We start from the raw sequence: 21,322 nt of genomic DNA, 5'->3' as shown, positions 1-21,322 counted from the left end.
CGACGCCAGCAGCGTCAACGACAACAACCGGCGGGTGCACTCGGTCGCTCACCGCGAGCGAGCCGACGTTGGGAAGGCTGCACCGGCCCTCTACGAGCAGACTGCGTAGGTCCACACCAAACTCCTTGGTCACAGGCAGGAACACTGTGACCAACGAGGGATAAATGGTGCAGATAACACAACAACGTCGCGGCGGCCTCCGGCTCGGCCTCGACCCGGGCGCCGATCAACCGGCACAGCAGACTGACCGCCTCGGCAGGCGCGAGCAGGTCCAGATCGAGGCGGTGCGCGCCGTCCACGGCGACCAGCCCCGCCAGGCTGTCCCGGCTGGTCACCACCACCAGGCAGGAACCGGTGCCGGGCAGCAACGGACGCACCTGCGCGACGTTGGCGGCGTTGTCCAGCACGATCAGTATCCGCCCCCGGCCACCTCGCTGCGCTTAGCCCATCGACTTGGACCCGTCGATGGTCTCTCGGATGATGTCGGCGTGCCCGGCGTGCTGCGCCGTCTCGGCGACGATGTGCTGGAGTACCCGCCGAGCGCTCCACCGTGTACCCGGCTGGAACCACGGCGCGGGCGGCAGTTCGTGACCGGCGTCGAGGTCGGGCAGCGTACGCACCAGCTCGTCCGTGCGCCGTGCGACGTCCTCGTACTCCTCCAACAACCCGGCCAGGGTCTCCCCGGGTTCCATGCGGAACCCGGCCGCGTGCGCCTCGTACGCGGCGGGATCGTCGCCGGCCGGCATCGCCGAGGTCCCCTCGACGATGAACCGGGCCCACTGGCGCTCCATCGCCGTGACGTGCTTGATCAGCCCGCCCACGCAGAGCTCACTGGCCGTGCTGCGGGTGGCCGCCTGCTCGTCGCTGAGCCCGCGCGCGGTGAGGCGCAGGAAGAACCGCGCGTTGCCCAGCGACTCCAGCAGATCGGCCCGCTCGCCGGTCACGATCTTCTCGGAGGTCGTCGTCGCCATGGTCATCACCCTTCGATCGGAAGTCGCCTCGCCGCGTTGGCTACCTTGACGCTACGGCCCATAGCGGCCAGATTCTGACCGCTATCACCAATCACCGCCGCCCGATCGACCGGAAACGTGGCGCCGCCCGGCGGGCGACCGGGGCGGTCGGCCCGCCGGGCGGCGGAGGGGTGGGTGGAACGTCGTGCGGGTCAGCCGAAGGCGCGGGCCTGCCAGGTGCGTACCTGGTCGGCCGGTAGTGCCTCGGGCAGGATCGCCATCCGGTCGACCTCGCCGGTCAGCCGCTGGCCGCCGTCCTGGTCGGCACCGAACCGCAGTTCCCGGGTGGCACAGCCGACGATGCCGCCGTCGGGCACCTTGGCGGTACCGGCCTGCTGGCCGTCGAGGTAGACGACGATGGTGCCGTCGTCGTCCATCGTGACCACCAGGTCGACGTACCGGCCGGTGGGCACGGTGGCGTTGCTGGTGACTCCGGTGCCGGAGCCGATGAACCGGAGCTGGTTGCTCGGGGTCAGGTCGATCAGGATCCCGTCGGTGCCGGGGTCGCCGCCGGGCTGGAAGTCGAAGAGCCGCCGGTAGCTGCCGCTGGTGGTCACCTTGACCTCGGCCGCGAATGTCGCCTTCTCCAGATATCCGAGCGTGGTCGGCGCGGTACGCAGGAACCGGTTGCCGTCCAGCACCAGTGCGCTGCCGGTCGGCCCGGCCGCGACGTACGCCCCGCCGGTCTGCACCGTCGCGGTCCGCCCGTTCGGCGAGTGGTCGGGCACCGTGTCGCCGGAGACCGGGTCCCAGGCCACCAGCGGGACGCCCGGAGCCGGTCGGGCGCACGGCGGCGGCACCGGCAGCGCGATCGACGTGCTCGCCGTCGCCCGCCACCTGTCGTGGGTCAGCCGCGCCTCGATCCGGTTCGGTCCCGGTGCCGCCTCCCGGCTCGGCGTGACGGTGAACCGGTAGGTCTGCGCGTCGCCGGGCCAGAGCCGGGGCACCTGGACCTGACCGGGCCGGACCTGCCAGCCCGCCGGCAGCACCAGATTCAACGCCGACGGCGGCACCTTCTCGGCACCGATCGCCGAGACGGTCACCGAAACCGTCCCCGCCTGGTCGGTCTCCAGCGTCGCCGGAGCCTCGATCGTGAAGCCGACCTGGGCGGTGGCGACGTAGCGGTGGCCGGCGCGGGCGGTGAAGGTCAGCTTGTCACCCTTCGCCGTCGCGTCGACCTTCTGGCCGGTGCCGGCGTCGACCAGCTTGTACGGCCCGGCGAAGAGCGGGCTGCGCAGGGTCACCTCGCCGGCCTTGTCGGCGGTCACCGCGATCTCGGTGGCGGCTCCGGCCGACCACGTCGTGTCGACGGTCAGCCCGCCCCGGGCCCGCAGTCCGCTGACCGATCCGTTCTGCCACGCGCTGGGCAGTGCCGGCAACACGTGTACGTCACCGGTCTGGCTCTGCAACAGCATCTCGGCGATCCCCGCCGTCGCGCCGAAGTTGCCGTCGATCTGGAACGGCGGGTGGGTGTCCCAGAGGTTCTCCAGAGTGCTCTGCCGCAACTGCTCGGTCAGCATCTTGTGCGCGTGGTCCCCGTCCAGCAGCCGGGACCAGAAGTTGATTTTCCACGCCTTGCTCCAGCCCGTACCGCCGTCGCCGCGTGCGGTGAGCGAGACCTTGGCGGCGGCGGCCAGCTCCGGGTCGTCCAGCGCGGTGATCTGGGCGCCCGGATGCAGGGCGAACAGGTGCGAGACGTGCCGGTGCTGGTCGTTCGGGTTGTCCAGGTCTTCCTTCCACTCCTGGAGCTGCCCCCAGGAGCCGACCCGCAGGCCCGGGTCGAGCAAGGCCAGCGCGTCGCGCAGCTCGCGGCGGAACGCGTTGTCACCGCCGACGATCCCGGCCGCCTCGATGGTGTTGGTGAAGAGTTCCCAGACGATCTGCTGGGACATCGAGGCACCGGCGGTGAAGTCGCCGTTCTCCGGCGAGTAGCTCGGCGAGACCACCAGCTTGCCGTCACGCGGGTCGACGACCAGCTCGTCCAGCCAGAAGAGCGCCAGCTCCTTCAGCAACGGGTACGCCCGCTGCCGCAGGAACTGGGTGTCCCCGGTGAACCGGTAGTGCTCGTAGTAGTGCTGGGCCAGCCAGGCACCGGCCTCCGGGAACCAGAACGACTGCGGGTAGCTGTGCAGGCCGGTGAAGCCGTAGGTGTTGGTCTCGTTGTTCACCACCCAGCCCCGGTTGCCGTAGACCTGCTGCGCGGTCACCTTGCCCGGCGGCACCATCGCGTCGACGTAGTCGAAGAGCGGTGCGGTGGTCTCCGACAGGTTGGTGGTCTCGGCCGGCCAGTAGTTCATCTGGAGGTTGATGTTGACGTGGTAGTCGGCGTCCCAGGGCGGGTTGGTGACGTTGTTCCAGACACCCTGGAGGTTCGCCGGCAGCGAGCCGGGCCGGGACGAGGCGATCAGCAGGTAGCGGCCGTAGCTGAAGAAGAGCGCCTCCAGCGCGCGGTCCGCCGCCGACGCCCCGCCCCGGTACTGCCGCAGCAGCTCGTCGGTGGGGATGGCCGGCATCTCCTGGCCGATGTCCAGGCGTACCCGGTCGAAGAGCGAGCGGTAATCGGCGGTGTGCGCGGCGAGCAGCGCGGCGTAGGACTTCCCGGCCGCCGCGTCGACGGTCGCGGTGACCCGGGCGTGCGGGTCGGCTCCCCGGTACGTCGGGTACGTGCCGGCGTAGTCGGTGCCGGCGCCCAGCACCAGCGTGGCGGAGTCGGCCCCGGCCACCGTGACCGTGCCGTCGGTGCCGTCGGTGACCGTGCCGCCGTCGGCGGTGACCTGGATCTGCGACTCGTACTTCAGCTTGTTGTCGTCGAGGGTGCCGGCGAAGGTGATCCGGCCGCCGCTGGCGGTGACGTTCTTCGACCGGTTGTTCGGCGCGGTCACCCCGGTGGTGAAGCCGATCTTTCCGGGCTGGTCGGCGCTGAGCCGCACCACCAGTACGCCGTCCGGCTGGCTGGCGAAGTACTCCCGGGTGTAGCGCACCCCGTCGTCGGTGTAGGAGACCGTGGCGACCGCCCGGCCGATGTTCAGCTCGCGGCGGTAGTCGCTGACCGTGCCCGGGTCCTCGGTGAGCCGCAGCGACAGGTCCCCGAAGGTGTTGTACGACCCGAAGCCGCTCTTCGGCTGGCCGAGCCGGTTCGCCACCTCCTGCGGGCTGAGCCGGCCCCGCTCGTTGATCAGGCGCTGCACCTCCTCGATCGCCCCGGGGCGGGGCGAGGTCCAGTTGCCGAAGTTGTAGCCGCCGGCCGAGCCGGGGCCACCGGTCCAGAGCGTCTTCTCGTTGAACTGCACGGTCTCGGTGGCGACCCGGCCGAAGATCATGCCGCCGAGTGCGCCGTTGCCGATCGGCAGCGCCTGGGTCTCCCAGTCGGCGGCCGGTTCGTCGTACCAGAGGGTGAGCGCGTCGTCGGCGGAGGCCCCGCTGCCCGACCTGCTGTCGGGGGCGGCGGCGGAGGCGGGGGTGGTGGTGGAGAATGCGGGCCCGAACGCGGTCAGTGCGGCCACCAGCGCGGCGGCCGTCCACCGGCGCGGCAGGGGCTGCCAGTTAGGGTCATCCATTCCTGTCTCCGGATCGTCCAGATGGGCCGGGTGAGGACTCTGGCGGGGCGGACGTCGCGGCCACGACCACGCGTCCGGCACGCATCCGATGTTTGGCGATGAGGCTACAAAGGACACCTCGGGGAAACAAGAGAGGATCTTGGGTAGCCTTCCCTGGTCGCCCGCGCACAGTCTGGTTGGTTCCGGGTTTCATCAGCACTTCCGGCACCCTGACGAGGTCGGTGGTATGCCGCGATCCCGTCTCGGTCTTGTGTCCTGCCGAGCCCACCTGATAGACATCGGATGTATTGCTGATCGGTTACGAGGAAGTCTGGGGGCGACGGGTGAGGCTGTTGCGGGTGGGCGCATCGGGGCAGGAGTCCCCGGCGCTGCTGGACGAGGCCGGGCGGTTGCGCGACCTCCGTGGAGTGGTCGACGATCTGGACGGATCGTTCCTGGCCAGCGGCGGCATCGAGCGGCTGGCCGGGCTCGACGTCGAGCGGCTGCCGGCCCTTCCCGAGGGCCTGCGGGTCGGACCACCGCTGCGGCCGGGAAAGATCATCTGCATCGGCCTGAACTATCGGGACCACGCTGCCGAGACCGGTGCCCCGCTGCCGACCGAGCCGGTGGTCTTCATGAAGGCTCCGGACACCGTGGTCGGCCCGGACGACGAGGTGCTGGTGCCACGCGGCAGCACCAAGACCGACTGGGAGGTCGAGCTGGCGGTGGTGATCGGGCGTACCGCCCGCTACCTGTCCAGCCCGGAGGAGGCGCTCGGCTGCGTCGCCGGCTACGCCGTCTCGCACGACGTCTCGGAGCGGGAGTTCCAGCTCGAACGCGGCGGCCAGTGGGACAAGGGCAAGAACTGCGAGACCTTCAACCCGCTCGGCCCCTGGCTGGTCACCGCCGACGAGGTGCCGGACCCACAGGATCTCGGGCTGCGGCTCTGGGTCAACGGCGCGCTCAAGCAGGACGGCAACACCAGGAACATGGTCTTCCCGGTGGCCGAGATCGTGCGCTACCTGAGCCAGTTCCTGGTGCTCTATCCGGGCGACGTCATCAACACCGGCACCCCGGCCGGGGTGGCGCTCGGCCAGCCCGAGCCGAAGCCGTACCTGGTCGCCGGTGACGTCGTCGAACTGGAGATCGACGGACTGGGGCGGCAGCGCCAGACGGTGGGGCAGGCATGATCTTCACCGGACTGGAAATCGCCGACATCCGCTTCCCGACCTCCCGCGAACTCGACGGCTCGGACGCGATGAACCCGGACCCCGACTACTCGGCCGCGTACGTGGTGCTGCGTACCGACGCCGGGGACGGGCACGAGGGGCACGGCTTCGCCTTCACCATCGGGCGGGGCAACGACGTACAGGCGGCGGCGATCGCCTCGCTGCGGCCGTACCTGATCGGACGCTCGGTCGAAGCGGTCCTCGCCGACCTCGGCGGCTTCTGGCGCGAGCTGGTGCACGACTCGCAACTTCGCTGGCTCGGCCCGGAGAAGGGCGTCATGCACATGGCGATCGCCGCCGTGGTCAACGCGCTCTGGGACCTGCGGGCCAAGCGGGCCGGGCTACCGCTGTGGCGGCTGCTGGCCAGGATGAGCCCCGAGGAACTGGTCGACCTGGTCGACTTCCGCTACCTCAGCGACGCGCTGACCCGGGACGAGGCGTTGCGGATCCTCCGGGACGCCCGCCCCGGCCGGGCCGAGCGGGAGGAACACCTGCTCCGCGACGGCTTCCCCGCCTACACCACCTCGCCCGGCTGGCTCGGCTACGACGACGACAAGCTGCGCCGGCTCTGCAAGGAGGCGCTGGCGGACGGCTTCACCCAGATCAAGCTGAAGGTCGGCGCCGACCTTCACGACGACATCCGGCGGATGGGTATCGCCCGGCAGACCTGCGGGCCGGACATCCGGATCGCGGTCGACGCCAACCAGCGCTGGGACGTGCCGCAGGCGATTTCCTGGGTACGCGAGCTGGCGCCCTTCAACCCGTACTGGATCGAGGAACCGACCAGCCCGGACGACGTCGTCGGGCACGCCACCATCGCCCGGGAGCTGGCGCCGGTCCGGATCGCCACCGGAGAGCACGTCGCCAACCGGGTGGTCTTCAAGCAACTGCTCCAGCTCGGCGCGATTTCCTACCTGCAGATCGACGCGAGCCGGGTGGCCGGGGTCAACGAGAACATCGCGATCCTGCTGCTGGCGGCGAAGTTCGGGGTGCCGGTCTGCCCGCACGCGGGCGGGGTGGGGCTCTGCGAGCTGGTGCAGCACCTGTCGATGTTCGACTACGTCGCCGTTTCCGGCTCGATGCAGGACCGGGTCATCGAGTACGTCGACCACCTGCACGAGCACTTCGTCGACCCGGTGGTGATCCGCAAGGGCCGGTACCTGGCACCGACCGCACCCGGCTTCAGCGCCACCATGCGCCCGGAGACGCTGACCGAGTACGCCTATCCGGATGGCCCGGTCTGGGCCGCCCCGCCGGCCGAGGTGGCGGTGCCGTGACCGCCGAGAACCTGCCCGGCGCCGGAGGAAGCCCCGGCCGGGGCGAGTTCGCCGGCCTGGCGGCGGTGGTGACCGGCGGCGCCTCGGGGATCGGCCTGGCCACCGCCACCCTGCTGGCCGCCCGGGGCGCCCGGGTCGGCTGCCTGGACCTGAATCCGGGCGGCGTCCCCGAGCCGCTGCTCGGAATCGCCGCCGACGTCTCCGACGACGCCTCGGTGCGGGTCGGGGTCGCCGCCGCGGCCGGTGCGCTCGGCGGCATCGACGTACTCGTCAACAACGCCGGGATCGGCGCGCAGGGCACCGTGGAGTCCAACCCGGACGACGAGTGGCACCGGGTACTCGACGTGAACGTGGTCGGCATGGTCCGGGTGACCCGGGCCGCGCTGCCGTACCTGCGCCGGTCGGCGCATGCCGCGATCGTCAACACCTGCTCGATCGCGGCCTGGGCCGGACTGCCGAACCGGGCGCTCTACAGCGCCAGCAAGGGCGCGGTGCAGTCGTTGACCCTGGCGATGGCGGCCGACCACGTCCGGGAGGGGATCCGGGTCAACTGCGTCAACCCCGGCACCGTGGACACCCCCTGGGTACGCCGGCTGCTGGAATCCGCCGACGACCCGGCGGCGGAACGCGCCGCGCTCCAGGCCCGCCAGCCCACCGGCCGGCTGGTCGGCGCGGACGAGGTGGCGGCGGCGATCGCCTACCTGGCCAGTCCACTGTCCGGGGCGACCACCGGCACGGTGCTCGGGGTGGACGGCGGCATGCACGGGCTGCGACTGCGCCCCGCCCCGCCGAGCTGACCGGCCCGCACCCCAGGCCCTCCGATCCGGACCGTCGACTCCGGCAGGTCGCCGGTCCCGCGTTCCAGGCTGCCCGTCGCACGGTCATCCGATGTAACGATTCCGCCTGCCCGGTAACAGGCCGGGAGATTGCCGGTCCTGGGTCTTGCGGGGGCAAGGGTGGGCTGATAGACATCCGATGTATTACCCGCGTGTTTCCGGATTGCCTCCAAGAATTGCCCACCGTATCCGCACCGGATGGAGGACCACAGTGAGACATACCGCCAAGTCCCTGGCGGGGATCGCGATGGCCGCGACTCTCGCCGTCGGCACCGTCGCCTGCGGCGAGTCGTCGTCGAGCGGGACGGGTGGCCAGACCGGCAGCAGCCCGCAGATCGGCATCGACCTGCCCCGCGCCGACTCCGACTTCTGGAACTCGTACGCCAAGTACGTCCCGCAGTTCGCCGACGAGTACGACATCAACCTGATGGCGCCGACCAACTCGCAGAACGACGTCGCCAAGCTGGTGGCGAACGTGCAGGCGATGGTGAGCCAGGGCGCCAAGGCGATCGTGATGGCGCCGCAGGACACCGGCGCGATCGCCTCCACCCTGACCACTCTGGAGTCGAAGAAGATCCCGGTGGTCTCCGTCGACACCCGCCCCGACAAGGGCAAGGTCTTCATGGTGGTCCGGGCCGACAACCGGGCGTACGGCCAGAAGGCGTGCGAGTTCCTCGGCGAGAAGCTCGGCGGCCAGGGCAAGGTGATCGAGTTCCAGGGTTCGCTCTCCTCGATCAACGGCCGGGACCGCTCCGAGGCGTTCGCCGAGTGCATGAAGACCAAGTTCCCCGGGATCACCATCTTCGAGGAGCCGACCGAGTGGGAGGGGCCGAAGGCCGCCGCCGCACTCCAGACCCGGCTCGCCCAGCACCCCGACATCAAGGGCATCTACATGCAGGCCGGCGGCGTCTTCCTGGCGCCGACCCTGCAGGTGCTCAAGTCCAAGAACCTGCTGGTGCCGCCGACCGACCCGAAGCACATCTTCGTCGTCTCCAACGACGGCATCCCGCAGGAGTTCGAGGCTATTCGCAAGGGCGAGATCGACGCCACCGTCTCGCAGCCCGCCGACCTCTACGCCAAGTGGGCGCTCTATTACGCCAAGGCGGCGGCCGAGGGCAAGACCTTCCAGCCCGGCCCGACCGACCACAACAGCACCATCATCGACGTCGGCAACGGCCTCGAGGACCAGATCGCCGCCCCGCTGGTCACCAAGGAGAACGTCGACGATCCGGCGCTCTGGGGAAACCAGATCGGCAAGTGATGACCGGTCAGACGCAGACCGCAGGCACCGTGGCCGGGGCCGTCGCCCCGGCCGCGGAGGCCCGCGACATCTCGAAACGGTACGGCGCGACGATCGCCCTGCACTCCGCCGGCATCAGCATCGCGCCGGGCGAGACACATGCCCTGGTCGGGCGCAACGGCGCCGGCAAGTCCACCCTGGTCTCGATCCTGACCGGGTTGCAGCGGCCGGACAGCGGCCAGGTGCACTTCGACGGGGTGCCCGCGCCGGCACTGGCCGACCGCGACGCCTGGCGGCACCGGGTCGCCTGCGTCTACCAGAAGTCGACCATCATCCCCACCCTGACGGTCGCGGAGAACCTCTTCCTGAACCGGCAGGCCGGGCGCGGGCCGATCGACTGGCGCGGATTGCGGCGCCGCGCCGCCGACCTGCTCGAAGGGTACGGCGTCGCGGTCGATCCGGCCGCGCCGGCCGGCAGTCTCGGCGTCGAGCAGCGACAGCTCGTCGAGATCGCCCGCGCGCTGTCGTTCGGTGCCAGGTTCATCATCCTGGACGAGCCGACCGCGCAGCTCGACGCCGCCGCGATCGAACGGCTCTTCGACCGGATGCGCGAGTTGCAGGCCGCCGGGGTGACCTTCCTGTTCATCTCGCACCACCTCCAGGAGGTGTACGAGGTCTGCCAGACCGTGACGGTGCTGCGCGACGCCCGGCACATCCTGACCCAGCCGGTCGACACGCTCTCCCGGGAGGCGCTGGTCGCCGCGATGACCGGCGACGCGGGGGAGACCCTGGCCGGGATCGACCGGCCGGCCGTGCCGGAGAGCGCGCCGGTCGTGCTCGACGTCGCCGGGCTCGGCCTGGCCGGCTTCTACCAGAACGTCGACCTGACGGTGCGGGCCGGTGAGCTGGTCGGGCTGATCGGTTCGGGCAGCAGCGGCAAGGTGGCGCTGGCCGAGACGATCGCCGGGCTGCGCCGGGCCGACACCGGCACGGTCAGCCTGGCCGGCAACACCCCGAAGCCGGGCAGCGTGCCCGCCGCGCTCGCCGCCGGACTCGGCTACCTGCCGCAGGACCGGCACCGGGAGGGGCTGGTGCCGCTGCTGTCGGTGGCGGAGAACGCCACCCTGCCGATCACCGGCCGGCTCGGGCCGGTCGGGATCATCGCGCCCGCCCGGCAACGTGCCGTGGCGCAGCGCATGATCGAAACGTACGACATCAAGACCGACGGTCCGCACCAGCCGGTGAACGGCCTCTCCGGCGGCAACGCCCAGAAGGTGGTACTCGCCCGCGCGCTGGCGAACGACCCGAAGGCGCTGGTGATGGTGAGCCCGACCGCCGGGGTGGACGTCCGCTCCAAGGATTCCCTGCTGCGAGCGGTCGCCGAGGCGGCGGCCCGGGGGACCGGAGTGCTGATCGTCTCCGACGAGTTGGACGACCTGCGCTCCTGCGACCGGGTGCTGGTGATGTTCCACGGACGGGTGGTCCGGGAGGTCTCCCGGGGCTGGGCGGATGCCGAGCTGGTGACCGCAGTAGAGGGAGTGGAGGAGCCGTGACCGGCACCCAGACAATCGCCAAGCCGCCGGCCCCGGCCGGGGGAGGCCGGCCCGGGCTGGGCGGCCGGATGCCGCTGGCCCGGCTGCGGGACCTCGCGCTGGTCCCCGCGATCCTGCTGCTCGTGGTGGTGGGCGCGGTCATCGACCCGGTGTTCCTCTCCGCCGCCAACATCACCAACGTGCTGCAACAGCAGACCGAGCTGGCCCTGCTGGTACTCGCCGAGGCGATCATCCTGATCGCCGGCAAGTTCGACCTGTCGCTGGAGTCGACGATCGGGCTCGCCCCGGCGCTGGCCCTGGCGCTGGTCATCCCGGCCGCCAGCAACGGGCTCGGCACCGAACTGCCGGCCAGCCTGGCCATCCCGATCTGCCTGCTCGCCGGCATGGCGATCGGGGCGTTCAACGGGCTGCTGATCCTGCGCTTCAAACTCTCCGCCTTCATCGTGACCCTGGGCATGCTGATCGTGCTGCGCGGTCTCCAGATCGGGATCACCGGCGGGCAGAACCTCTTCGACATCCCGCCGTCGGTGCTCTATCTGGGCAACGCGGTCTGGTTGGGCGTACCGGCGTCGATCTGGATCAGCGGGACGCTCTTCGTCGTCGGGATCGCCGCGCTCGGGTTCTTCCGGCACGGCCGGGCCGTCTACGCGATCGGCGGCAACACCGACGCGGCCCGGGCCGCCGGGATCCGTACCGACCGGGTGGTCTGGATCATCCTGATGATCGGCGGGCTGCTGGCGGCGCTGGCCGGGCTGCTGATGACCGGCCGGCTCGGCTCGGTCGCGGCGGCACAGGGCGACGGCATGATCTTCACCGTCTTCGCCGCCGCGGTGATCGGTGGGATCAGCCTCGACGGCGGCAAGGGGACGCTCTTCGGCGCGCTCTGTGGCGTCATCGTCCTCGGACTGATCAACAACATCCTGACCCTCGCCGGGGTATCCGCCCAGTGGATCCAGGCCATCTACGGTGCCATCATCCTGATTGCGCTGATCCTGGCCCGGCTCACCTCCGGCAAGGCGCAGGACTAACGGGCCGACCGGTCCGGCGCGCCCGCCGACGGCACACCGGACCGGTCCCGACCGGACAGGCATCGGAAGGAGCTTCGCAGCCATGCAGCGGATCGCCCTGCACACCCGGCTCAAGCCGGGGCGGGAGGCTGAGTACGACCGGGTCCACCAGGTCATCCCCGCCGAGCTGGACGGCGCGCTGCGCGCCGCCGGGGTGCGGAGCTGGCGGATCTGGCGGGACGGACGCGACCTGTTCCACCTGGTGGAGGTCTCCGACTACCAGCGGATGCGGCACGAACTGCGCGACCATCCGGCGAACGTGCCGTGGCAGGCCCGGATGGCGGAGCTGCTGGAGGTGCAGGACGACTACTCCGGCACCGACTCGGGCCTGGCGCTGGTCTGGGAGTTGCCGCTACGCGACGAGTTGCCCGTACGCGACGAGGAGACGGCATGACGGGGATCAGGGCGGGGCGTTCCGAGGTGGTGGTGAGCTCGCTGGGCCTCGGCTGCGCCCCGATCGGCAACCTCTACACGGCGGTCGGCGAGGCCGAGGCGCTGGCGACGGTGGCGGCGGCCTGGGACTCCGGGATCCGCTACTTCGACACCGCCCCGCACTACGGCCTCGGGCTCTCCGAGCGGCGGCTCGGCGACGCGCTGCGTACGCTGCCGCGCGAGGAATACACCGTGAGCAGCAAGGTGGGGCGGCTGCTCGTACCGGACCGGTCCGGGGCGGGGCGGCGGGACGACGAGGGTTTCGACGTACCGGCCGACCACCGGCGGCTCTGGGACTTCAGCGCCGACGGGGTGCGGCGGTCACTGGAGGCGAGCCTGGTCCGGCTCGGCCTGGACCGGATCGACCTGGTGCTGATCCACGACCCGGAGGACCACCAGACACAGGCGCTGGAGCAGGGCTACCCGGCCCTGCACGAACTGCGGGCCCAGGGCGTCGTCGGCGCCATCGGGGTCGGCTCGATGCAGTGGCAGGTGCTGCACCGGTTCGTCGCCGAGACCGAGGTCGACGCGGTGATGGTGGCCGGCCGGTACACCCTGCTGGAACAGCCGGCGCTGGACAGCCTGCTGCCGGAGTGCGAGCGGCGCGGCGTCTCGGTGCTGGCCGCCGGCGTCTTCAACAGCGGGCTGCTCGCGGTCGAACGGCCGCACGCCGGGCTGCCGTACGACTACGCCGACGCCCCGACCGAGATCCTGGAGCGGGCCCGGGCGATTGCCGCGCTCTGCGCCGAGCACCGCACGACGCTGCCTGCGGCGGCGCTCGCCTTCGCCGCCGCCCATCCGGCGGTCGCCTCCGTGGTGTTCGGCGCGCACAACCCCGAGCAGGTACGCCGGAACGCCGCGCTCTACGCGGCCGAGCCGCCGTCCGGCGAGTTCTGGGCGGAGCTGGTCGCCGTGGGACTGCTCCGCCCGGACGCGCCCGTCCCCACCCAACCGGTCGGTACGCCGTGATCGTCGACGCGCACCACCACCTGTGGCGGATCGAGGACGGCTACCGCTGGCTGGACGCGCCGGAGCTGGCCCCGATCCGCCGCTCCTTCCTCCCCGGTGACCTGGACGCCGAGCTGGCGGCGGCCGGGATCGACCGGACGGTACTGGTCGAGGGCGGCCGGTGCGACACCGGCGAGGCGGAGATCCTGCTCGGCTACGCCGCCGACTCTCCGGCGATCGCCGGAGTGGTCGCCTGGGCCGACCCGGCCGATCCGGAGCTGGCCGAGACCATCACCGGCTACCGCCGGCTGCCCGGGGGCGAGCTGCTGGTCGGAATCCGGCCACAGGTGCAGGCCGAGACCGATCCGGGCTACCTGGACCGGCCGGAGGTGCGGCGCGGGCTGCGTATCATCGCGGAAGCCGGACTGGCCTTCGACGTGGTGTGCCGGGCGGACCAGTTGCCGGCGGTGGCCCGGGCCGCCCGGGAGGTGCCGGAACTGCGGTTCGTGCTGGACCACCTGGGCAAGCCGGCGATCCGGGACGGCGCGGCTGGGTTGGCCGCCTGGTCCGGTCCGGTCGCCGAACTGGCGGCCGTGCCGAACGCGACGGCGAAGCTCTCGGGGCTGGTGACCGAGGCGGACTGGGGGCGGTGGCTCCCGGCGGATCTGCGGCCGTTCGTGGCCGAGGCGGTCCGGCTGTTCGGACCGGAACGGCTGATGTTCGGCTCGGACTGGCCGGTCTGCCGACTCGCCGCCGGTTACGGCGCGGTGCTGGCGGCGCTGACCGAGGTACTCCCGCCGCTGTCGACGGCCGAGCGGTCGGCGGTCTTCGGCGAAACGGCGGTGCGGACCTACCGGCTCGGCACCTAGCCGGCGCCTAGTCTTCGCGGTACGGGTAGGAGTTGGAGGAACGCGTGGCGGTCACAGACGAGGCGATCGACAAAATCAAACAGATGATCGTCGCCGGCGAACTGCGCCCCGGTGACCGGCTGCCCCGGGAACCCGACCTGGCCGAGCGGCTCGGCCTGTCCCGCAATTCGCTGCGGGAGGCGGTCAAGGCGCTCTCGCTGATCCGGGTCCTCGACGTACGCCAGGGCGACGGCACCTACGTCACCAGTCTCGACCCGGCGCTGCTGCTGGACGCGTTGAGCTTCGTCGTCGACTTCCACCGCGACGACACCGTGCTCGAATTCCTGGAGGTACGCCGGATCCTGGAGCCGGCCGCGACGGCGCTGGCCGCGCAGCGGATGACCGAGGAGCAGTTGGGCAAGCTGCGAGGTGTGCTGGACGGGCTCGGGGAGGATCCGAGCATCGACGAACTGGTCGCGAACGACCTGGAGTTTCACCGGCAGATCGCGGCGTGTGCCGGCAACAACGTGTTGACGTCGTTGCTGGACAGCCTCTCCGGGCCGACGACCCGGGCCCGGGTGTGGCGCGGGCTCACCCAGGAGGGTGCGGTCAGCAAGACCCGGGAGCAGCATGCGGCGATCCTGGACGCGGTCGCGTCGGGGCAGCCGGAGCTGGCCCGGGCGTGGGCGACGGTGCACATCGCCGGGGTGGAGGAGTGGCTGCGCCGGGTGCTCTGACGCCCTTCCTCGGCATCGTTACCGGGCTGGGCGGGGTCTCGCGTTGCGGAGTCGGATGCCGCTGAAGCTGACGGTGCTGGTGACCACCTCGTCCCAGAACGGCCAGAGGTTGTCGAGTATCCGGAGTTGGATCCCCGCCTCGGCGTGGCAGGCGAGCAGGTCACCGACGGGTTCGGCGGGACCGAGCGGCGCTACGGGGTCGACCGCGACGCAGGCGTGCGGTTCCGGCTCCCCGAACGGCCGGAACGACTCCGCCGGCAGCCGGTACGCGTACAGCCGGGTTCGGCGGATCGCGTCGAGCCAGGCGTACTCGATCGCGTGGACCCGGGTGCCGCAACCGGCGCCGATGATGCGGTCACGGCACCGGGGTGGACGAGCTGGCCTGACGGCGTCGGCGAAGTCGTTGCAGTAGCCTGGCAACGATCATGGGCAACAGGTGCAGCACGACAACGAGCATGGCTGCCAGCGTGGCGATCTGGCTGATTGAAAGCCCCTGCAACGCCAGCACCAACCACGCGCATGCGACGGTGAGCAGTGCGTGGATCGCCACCCGCAGCGCAGTCCCGTGAGCCGAACTGCCGGTGCCGGTCGCCTCGGGCTTGGCGGCGCGCCGCCGCAGGGTCGCGACTATCGCCGCGATCGCCATCAGGATGGCGAACTGTAGCGACCAGAAGGCGGTCCTGCCGACGCTGGCGCCGTTGGTCACCGATGGTGCGGTGGCGGTCGTGACCGCGAACACGACGAAGGCTGGAAACCAGCTGAAGACAACGGCGGTTGTCGCTGCCAGCCTGATCGTTCTCGGCAGACTGACCTGCGGCTGAACCTGTTGTCCGATGCGAGCGATCACCTCGTCGGAGGCCCACACCAGCTTCCCTGCCGAGCGCGGATCGGACGTCGGGCGTGACATGCGGGCAAGCCTAGTGCGGTCGGTCACCGATGGCGAGAACGGGCGAATCGCCGGACTCCGTGGCCCGGATATCAGTGGCGTCGCTGCTGCCGCCTGCGGTGAGGGTCATGCCTGTACCGACGTCGTCCGCGCCGACAATTCCCCGCGCACCCGGTGTCGGTAGCGCAGCGGAGCCTCGCCCACCTCCCGCTTGAACGCGGTGCTGAACGCACTCTCCGACGCGTAGCCCAGTTCCGACGCCAGCGATCCGACCCGGACGTCGCCGTCCCGAAGAGCCCGCTGCGCCAGCAGCAGCCGAGTCCTAGTGGAGGCCGAGGCGGAAGACCTCGAAGCCGGCCGCGTACCTGACGCCCAGGCGGTTGCCGGTCTGCCGGGAGATGCCCTCCAGGAACTCTTCGGGGTCGAAGTCTCCGGCGCCGAGACCGCGCAGATAGGCGGCATGCGCCTCAAGTGACCGGACGCCCAGGTCGAAGGTGTCGGTGATGTCGGCCGCGTGCTTCGACAGCGGTGAGCCGGCCGCCCATACCTCCCGGACCCCGCCCCACTTCTCCAGCCCCTCGTCGAGTTGCTCGCGGAACACCCAGCGGTTGGCCGCGTCGCGCACGGCGTCGAGTACGGCCCGGCCGGTGACGATGTGGTCGGACATGTTCAGCGCGTTGCCGGCCTCGTCCCAACTGTCCCGGAAGTTGTTGGTGATCACGATCTCCGGCCGGTACCTCCGGATCACCCGGCTCAGGTCACGACGCAGCGCGACGCCGTACTCCAGTACGCCGTCGGGCAGCCCGAGGAAGTCGACCTGGGACACCCCGACGATCGCCGCGGAGGCGCGCTGCTCCTCCTCACGGATCGGCCCGGCCTCGGCCGGGTCCATCCCGTCGATGCCGGCCTCGCCGCTGGTGAGCAGCGCGTAGCTGACCTCCTTGCCCTGCCGCGTCCAGCGTGCGACGGCCGCGGCGGCGCCGAACTCCAGGTCGTCGGGGTGGGCGACGATGGCGAGCGCGCGCTGCCAGCTCTCGTCGACGGGCTGGAGCGGGTTGGGGACGACGGGTGTGTCAGCAGTCATGGGACCATCTTGCTCGACGCCGCTTCGAGGCAGCGTCCGCGCCACGGTGCCACGCCGTTTCGAGTCCGGCTGCACCCCGCCACCTCGTCCAACCCGACCGTCGCCGCCACCAGCGGGCGCGGGTCGACCGCTCCGGAGGCGTACCGCGCGATGGTGCCGGCGAGCCCTCCGGAGGCGGTGGTTCGTCGTCCCGCCGCCCGGCCCGATCGGCCGGGCAGCGCTGGGCACGCCGACCGCGGTGACGTCCTTGAGTACCAGGTCGCGGGTGTCGAGCAGGCTCGGCCGCCCGGAGAAGAACTCGGCGTCGGTGCCGCCGACGCCGGCCCGCCGGACGTCGACCACCACCTCGCCCGGCCCGGCGACCGGCGGCGCGACCTCGCGTACCTCGGCCACACCCGGGCCGGTCACCACGAAGGCACGCACGGTCAGATCACCCGCACCGGACGGGGCGCGACGGCGCGGTGGCGGCGCGATTCGAGAAAGCCGGCGTAGCCGGTACCCGAAGTTGTTCTTGATAATGGAGAGTATGCCTGCACTTCGGAGCGACCAGTGGTACGCCGGCTCGGACCGCAACGCCTACCTGCACCGGGCGTGGATGCGGCGCGGCCTGCCGGACTCGGCGTTCGAGGGACGCCCGCAGATCGCGATCGCCAACACCGCCTCGGACCTCACCCCCTGCAACCGGCACCTGGACGAGGTCGCGGCGAGCGTCGCGAACGGGATCTGGGAGGCCGGCGGGGTGCCGCTGAACCTGCCGGTGGTCTCGCTAGGGGAGACACAGGTCAGGCCCACCGCGATGCTGTGGCGCAACATGGCCGCGATGGCGATCGAGGAGATGATCCGGGCCAACCCGGTCGACGGGGTGGTGCTGCTCGGCGGCTGCGACAAGACCATCCCGGCGCTGCTGATGGGTGCCGCCTCGGTGGACCTGCCGGCGGTGGTGGTGCCCGGCGGTCCGATGCTGACCGGTACGTTCCGGGGCGTGCCGCTCGGCTGCGGCACCGACGTGTGGCGGCTGTCGGAGGAGGTGCGGGCCGGCACGCTCTCCCCGGAGGGCTTCCTCGATTCCGAGTCGTCGATGATCCGCAGCCGTGGGCACTGCAACACGATGGGTACGGCCTCCACGATGGGCCTGCTCGCCGAGGTACTCGGGATGACCCTGCCCGGTACGGCCGGGCTGCCGGCCCCGGACAGCCGGCTGCTGGCCCGGTCGCACGGCACCGGCAAGCTGATCGTGGAGATGGTCGCGCGGCAGCGCCGGCCGAGTCAGGTGTTGACCGAGGCGTCCTTCCGGAACGCGATCGTCGCACTGGCCGCGCTGGGCGGCTCGACGAACGCGGTCGTGCACCTGCTGGCCATCGCCGGCCGGGTCGGGGTGCCGATCACCCTGGACGACGTCGACCGGCTCGGCAGCGGGGTGCCGCTGCTGGTCGACCTGCAACCGGCGGGACGCTTCCTGATGGAGGACTTCCACCGGGCCGGTGGCCTGCCGGCGGTGCTGAACCAGGTCGCCGACCTGCTCGACCCGGCGGCGCCGACGGTGACCGGCCGGCCGATCGGCGACTACCTCGCCGGGCACGAGATCAGTGATCCGGAGGTGATCCGGACCCGGAGCGCACCGCTGATGCCGGAGGCGGGGATCGCGGTGCTGCGCGGCAGCCTCGCCCCGGCCGGCGCCATCATCAAGCCCGCCGCCGCCTCTGCGCACCTGCTGCGGCACCGGGGCCGGGCGGTGGTCTTCGACTCGGTCGAGGACCTGCACGCCCGGCTCGACGACCCGGATCTCGACGTCGACGCCGACTCGGTGCTGGTGCTGCGCGGCTGCGGGCCGAAGGGCTATCCGGGGATGCCGGAGGTGGCCAACCTGCCGCTGCCGGAGAAGCTGCTGCGCCAGGGGGTACGGGACATGGTGCGGATCTGCGACGGCCGGATGAGCGGCACCGCGTACGGGACGGTGGTGCTGCACGTCGCGCCGGAGGCCGCCGCCGGTGGGCCGCTGGGCCGGGTACGCACCGGTGACCCGATCGTGCTCGATGTCGAGACGCGCCGGCTCGACGTGGACATCCCGGCCGCCGAACTGGCGGCCCGGCCGCTCGCCGAGGCGATGGCGACCTCGTTCGCCCAGCCGGCCCGGGGCTGGGAGCGGCTCTACGTCGACACGGTGCTCGGGGCGGACACCGGCGCCGACCTGGCGTTCCTGGTCGGCGGCAGCGGCGACCGGGTGGCCCGGGAGTCGCACTGACGAACCGGGCCGGGCCGTCTGTCAGCGCCGTCCGGCGCTGGCCAGGGCCTCCTCGGCCTGGGTGACCAGGCTACTGACCAGGTCGGCTGCGGACGGCAGGTCGGTGATGAGGTCGACGGCCTCGCCGGCCCAGACCGGTAGCGGCGGTATGGCGCCGAGGGCGACGTCGTTCCGGTAGTCCTGCCCGGCCTGGGAGTCGCCGGCGAGTTCGGCCTCACGGCCGCGCCACCGGTCCAGGTGGGGGTGGCCGAGGGTGCGGGCCGGGTACTTCGACGGCCATCGGGAGCCGCGGAGGATGTCCAGTACGCTGCTGCGCTCGGTCTCCTCGCCCCGTCCTTCGATGATCGCCTTGGTGATCTCGGGTGGGACCAGCGCCTCGGCACTGGCCTGGAAACGGGTACCGATCAGGGCTCCGGCGGCGCCCAGGGCCAGGGCCGCGGCGAGGCCGCGGCCGTCGGCGATCCCGCCGGCCGCCAGCACCGGCACCGGCGCCGCGAGATCCACCACGACGGGTACGAACGGCAGTGTGGAGCGTCCCCGCCGGGCTCCATGGCCGCCGGCCTCGGTCCCCTGCGCCACGATGACGTCGGCGCCCAGGTCCACGGCCTGCCGGGCCTCCTCCAGATCGGTGACCTGGATGATCAGGACAGCTCCGGCCCGCCGGACGGGTTCCACGAAGGGGCTTGGATCGCCGAAGGAGAACATGACCGCCCTGGGCTGGTATTCCAGGGCGCGTTCCACCGCACCGACGTCGATCGCCCAGGTCAGGAAGCCGACCCCCCACGGCTGATCCGTGCCTGCGGCGACGATCGGCGCCTCGCGGTCGAGCCACTCCCGATCGCCGTGAGCCGCGCCGAGCATCCCGAGGCCGCCGCCGCGAGAGACGGCCGCCGCCAGTGCGCCGCCGGCCGACCCGCCCATCGGCGCCAGCGCGATCGGATGCCGTACCCCGAACAACCGCGTGAACTCCGTCGTCAACGTCATCGTCACATCATCGCTGCCGCGCGGCGACATCGTCTCGTTCCCGACCCGGGCCGGTGCGACGTACTCGATCACGTCGCCGCAGCGGTGCCGGGGACCCCACCGGCCCGGCGAGGGACTCCGCCGGGCCGGTGGCCCTGTCCGGGCTGCCTGGAGCCGGGTGCCCGGGCTGGCAGCCGGGTGCCTACAGCCGGGCGCCGAGCTGGGGATAGGCGCGCGGGCGCAGGAAGTCCGAGCTGCGGATGTTGCCGTTGGCGTCGCGCGGTCCGGTCAGCGTGGCCGGGTTGGTGCTGACCAGGTCGGCCGCGCTCCACGAACTCTTGATGTTCCAGGAGTTGCCGGTGGCGGTGGAGGAGCCGAGCGAGACTCCGGCGCCGTTGGCGACGGCGAGGTTCCCGGTCAGCCGGGAGGTGGAGTTGGCGAACTTGAAACCGCCGTCGCCGTTGCGCCAGGCGCTGTTCCGGTCGACGGTGATGGTGCCGGGGTTGCCGTTGTCGATGAAGCCGCCGACGGCGTTGTCGAAGGCGATGCTGTTCCGGATGGTGTGGTCGGCCGGCGGATCGGGGTCACCGCCGCCCATCTTGAAGCCGTTGCCGTCGCCGACGTAGTCGGGCAGGTTCCACCGGTTGACGCCGTTGCCCCAGGCGGCCGAGTTCTCCACCAGGATCGGCGAGGTGAACAGCCAGGCGTCGAAGCCGTCGTCGGAGTTGTTCCACAGCCGGGCGCCGCGTACGACGTTGCCGCTGCCCGAGCCTTCCTTGATGGCGAGCCCGTCGGCGCTCTCGCCGTTCTTGCGCGGATCGCGGTTGCCGTACGCGTCGAGGTTGAGCACCTGGTTGTTGCTGGCCGCGCCCTGGATCTGGAGTCCGGACTCGTAGTTGTCCCGGGTGACGAGCCGGTCGAAGACGTTGTTGTTGCAGTCCCGGCAGAAGATCGCGTACGGCCCGTGCGTGATCTCCAGCCCGCGGATCCGCCAGTAGTCGGCCTCCATGTGCAGCACCCCGCGCTCCAGGTTGGGGATGCTGCCGCCGACCGGCGCCGGGGTGTGCGGCAGGTTCTCGCCGTCCAGCACCACCCGTTCGCCGTGGTAGTTGCTGATCGTGTACGGGCTGGCCGAGGTGCCGTCCTTCATGATCCGTACGTTGGTGCTGAACTGGTAGGTGCCGCCCCGCAGCGCGATCGTGGTGCCCGGGGTGGCCAGGTCGACCGCCCGGCCCAGCGTCGCCAGTGGCGCGCTCAACGTGCCCGGGTTGGCGTCGTTGCCGTTCGTCGCCACGATCAGCGTCGACGTCGCGGCCTGCGCGGGGACGGTGGGGCCGAGACTGGTGCCCGCGGCAGCGGCGACGGTGGCAGCCAGCGCCGCTGTCAGTGCCGTTCGGTGCAGTCGTCGAGACATCGAGAAACTCCCTGTGGTTG

At 71.4% G+C, this 21,322-nt stretch carries 19 protein-coding genes; 11 read left to right on the top strand and 8 right to left on the bottom strand.

Translation table 11 applies throughout. From position 1 onward, the window contains the following. Positions 1 to 14: 14 nt before the first annotated feature. The 3 genes from AAH979_RS31950 to AAH979_RS31940 form a co-directional block, all read right to left on the bottom strand. The gene (locus AAH979_RS31950; protein ID WP_346261858.1) at positions 15 to 407 is read right to left on the bottom strand and encodes a hypothetical protein; all 393 of its coding nucleotides are present in this window, start codon (positions 405 to 407) and stop codon (positions 15 to 17) included. Between the two features lie 33 nt (positions 408 to 440). Beyond that, positions 441 to 971 (bottom strand): DinB family protein, encoded by a 531-nt coding sequence (locus AAH979_RS31945; RefSeq protein WP_346261857.1) that lies wholly within the window; start codon positions 969 to 971, stop codon positions 441 to 443. 191 nt (positions 972 to 1,162) lie between these two features. Further along, positions 1,163 to 4,567, bottom strand: coding sequence for a glycoside hydrolase N-terminal domain-containing protein (locus tag AAH979_RS31940; RefSeq protein WP_346261856.1), 3,405 nt, complete (start codon positions 4,565 to 4,567; stop codon positions 1,163 to 1,165). Positions 4,568 to 4,890: 323 nt separating this feature from the next. Here AAH979_RS31940 and AAH979_RS31935 point away from each other — a divergent pair, with 323 nt between their 5' ends. The 10 genes from AAH979_RS31935 to AAH979_RS31890 all read left to right on the top strand — a co-directional run bounded on the left by AAH979_RS31935 (position 4,891) and on the right by AAH979_RS31890 (position 14,713). After that, positions 4,891 to 5,736 (top strand): fumarylacetoacetate hydrolase family protein, encoded by an 846-nt coding sequence (locus AAH979_RS31935; protein WP_346261855.1) that lies wholly within the window; start codon positions 4,891 to 4,893, stop codon positions 5,734 to 5,736. Continuing rightward, positions 5,733 to 7,052: an L-fuconate dehydratase gene (locus tag AAH979_RS31930; protein WP_346261854.1), complete on the top strand. Its 1,320-nt coding sequence runs from the start codon at positions 5,733 to 5,735 to the stop codon at positions 7,050 to 7,052. Before AAH979_RS31935 ends, AAH979_RS31930 begins: the two co-directional genes overlap by 4 nt. Continuing rightward, the gene (locus AAH979_RS31925) at positions 7,049 to 7,849 is read left to right on the top strand and encodes an SDR family oxidoreductase (RefSeq protein WP_346261853.1); all 801 of its coding nucleotides are present in this window, start codon (positions 7,049 to 7,051) and stop codon (positions 7,847 to 7,849) included. Before AAH979_RS31930 ends, AAH979_RS31925 begins: the two co-directional genes overlap by 4 nt. A gap of 250 nt (positions 7,850 to 8,099) precedes the next feature. Then, positions 8,100 to 9,149, top strand: a complete 1,050-nt coding sequence (locus tag AAH979_RS31920; RefSeq protein ID WP_346261852.1) for a sugar ABC transporter substrate-binding protein — start codon at positions 8,100 to 8,102, stop codon at positions 9,147 to 9,149. Then, complete coding sequence (locus tag AAH979_RS31915; RefSeq protein ID WP_346261851.1) at positions 9,149 to 10,681, top strand: sugar ABC transporter ATP-binding protein; 1,533 nt, start codon at positions 9,149 to 9,151, stop codon at positions 10,679 to 10,681. The genes AAH979_RS31920 and AAH979_RS31915 overlap by 1 nt, the downstream gene beginning before the upstream one ends. Beyond that, the gene (locus AAH979_RS31910; RefSeq protein WP_346261850.1) at positions 10,678 to 11,709 is read left to right on the top strand and encodes an ABC transporter permease; all 1,032 of its coding nucleotides are present in this window, start codon (positions 10,678 to 10,680) and stop codon (positions 11,707 to 11,709) included. Before AAH979_RS31915 ends, AAH979_RS31910 begins: the two co-directional genes overlap by 4 nt. An 82-nt stretch (positions 11,710 to 11,791) precedes the next feature. Beyond that, positions 11,792 to 12,142, top strand: a complete 351-nt coding sequence (locus AAH979_RS31905; RefSeq protein ID WP_346261849.1) for an L-rhamnose mutarotase — start codon at positions 11,792 to 11,794, stop codon at positions 12,140 to 12,142. Further along, positions 12,139 to 13,149, top strand: a complete 1,011-nt coding sequence (locus AAH979_RS31900; RefSeq protein WP_346261848.1) for an aldo/keto reductase — start codon at positions 12,139 to 12,141, stop codon at positions 13,147 to 13,149. Before AAH979_RS31905 ends, AAH979_RS31900 begins: the two co-directional genes overlap by 4 nt. Next, positions 13,146 to 13,997, top strand: coding sequence for an amidohydrolase family protein (locus tag AAH979_RS31895; protein WP_346261847.1), 852 nt, complete (start codon positions 13,146 to 13,148; stop codon positions 13,995 to 13,997). The genes AAH979_RS31900 and AAH979_RS31895 overlap by 4 nt, the downstream gene beginning before the upstream one ends. A 44-nt stretch (positions 13,998 to 14,041) precedes the next feature. Then, positions 14,042 to 14,713 (top strand): FadR/GntR family transcriptional regulator, encoded by a 672-nt coding sequence (locus tag AAH979_RS31890; RefSeq protein WP_346261846.1) that lies wholly within the window; start codon positions 14,042 to 14,044, stop codon positions 14,711 to 14,713. An 18-nt stretch (positions 14,714 to 14,731) separates the two neighbouring features. On the opposite strand, the gene AAH979_RS31885 is transcribed toward AAH979_RS31890, so the two are convergent. The 3 genes from AAH979_RS31885 to AAH979_RS31875 all read right to left on the bottom strand — a co-directional run bounded on the left by AAH979_RS31885 (position 14,732) and on the right by AAH979_RS31875 (position 17,106). Then, positions 14,732 to 15,133 carry a DUF6886 family protein gene (locus AAH979_RS31885; RefSeq protein ID WP_346261845.1) on the bottom strand — a complete coding sequence of 134 codons (402 nt, stop codon included), beginning with the start codon at positions 15,131 to 15,133 and terminating at the stop codon, positions 14,732 to 14,734. Further along, positions 15,069 to 15,620, bottom strand: coding sequence for a hypothetical protein (locus AAH979_RS31880; RefSeq protein ID WP_346261844.1), 552 nt, complete (start codon positions 15,618 to 15,620; stop codon positions 15,069 to 15,071). Before AAH979_RS31880 ends, AAH979_RS31885 begins: the two co-directional genes overlap by 65 nt. Positions 15,621 to 15,921: 301 nt before the next feature. Then, positions 15,922 to 17,106: a PIG-L family deacetylase gene (locus AAH979_RS31875; protein WP_346261843.1), complete on the bottom strand. Its 1,185-nt coding sequence runs from the start codon at positions 17,104 to 17,106 to the stop codon at positions 15,922 to 15,924. 103 nt (positions 17,107 to 17,209) lie between these two features. On the opposite strand from AAH979_RS31875, the gene AAH979_RS31870 reads away from it, so the two are divergent. Further along, positions 17,210 to 18,925 (top strand): dihydroxy-acid dehydratase, encoded by a 1,716-nt coding sequence (locus AAH979_RS31870; protein WP_346261842.1) that lies wholly within the window; start codon positions 17,210 to 17,212, stop codon positions 18,923 to 18,925. 21 nt (positions 18,926 to 18,946) lie between these two features. Here the strand turns inward: AAH979_RS31870 and AAH979_RS31865 are convergent, their stop codons facing one another. Together AAH979_RS31865 and AAH979_RS31860 are read right to left on the bottom strand one after the other, a co-directional pair. Next, entirely contained in the window at positions 18,947 to 19,909 is a 963-nt protein-coding gene (locus tag AAH979_RS31865) for a nitronate monooxygenase (RefSeq protein ID WP_346261841.1), read from the bottom strand. 181 nt (positions 19,910 to 20,090) lie between these two features. Beyond that, positions 20,091 to 21,302, bottom strand: coding sequence for a right-handed parallel beta-helix repeat-containing protein (locus tag AAH979_RS31860; RefSeq protein ID WP_346261840.1), 1,212 nt, complete (start codon positions 21,300 to 21,302; stop codon positions 20,091 to 20,093). Between the last annotated feature and the right edge of the window lie 20 nt (positions 21,303 to 21,322).

Source organism: Plantactinospora sp. ZYX-F-223, from assembly GCF_039649625.1.
GTDB lineage: Bacteria > Actinomycetota > Actinomycetes > Mycobacteriales > Micromonosporaceae > Plantactinospora.
This window is presented reverse-complemented; position numbering and strand designations above follow the sequence as displayed.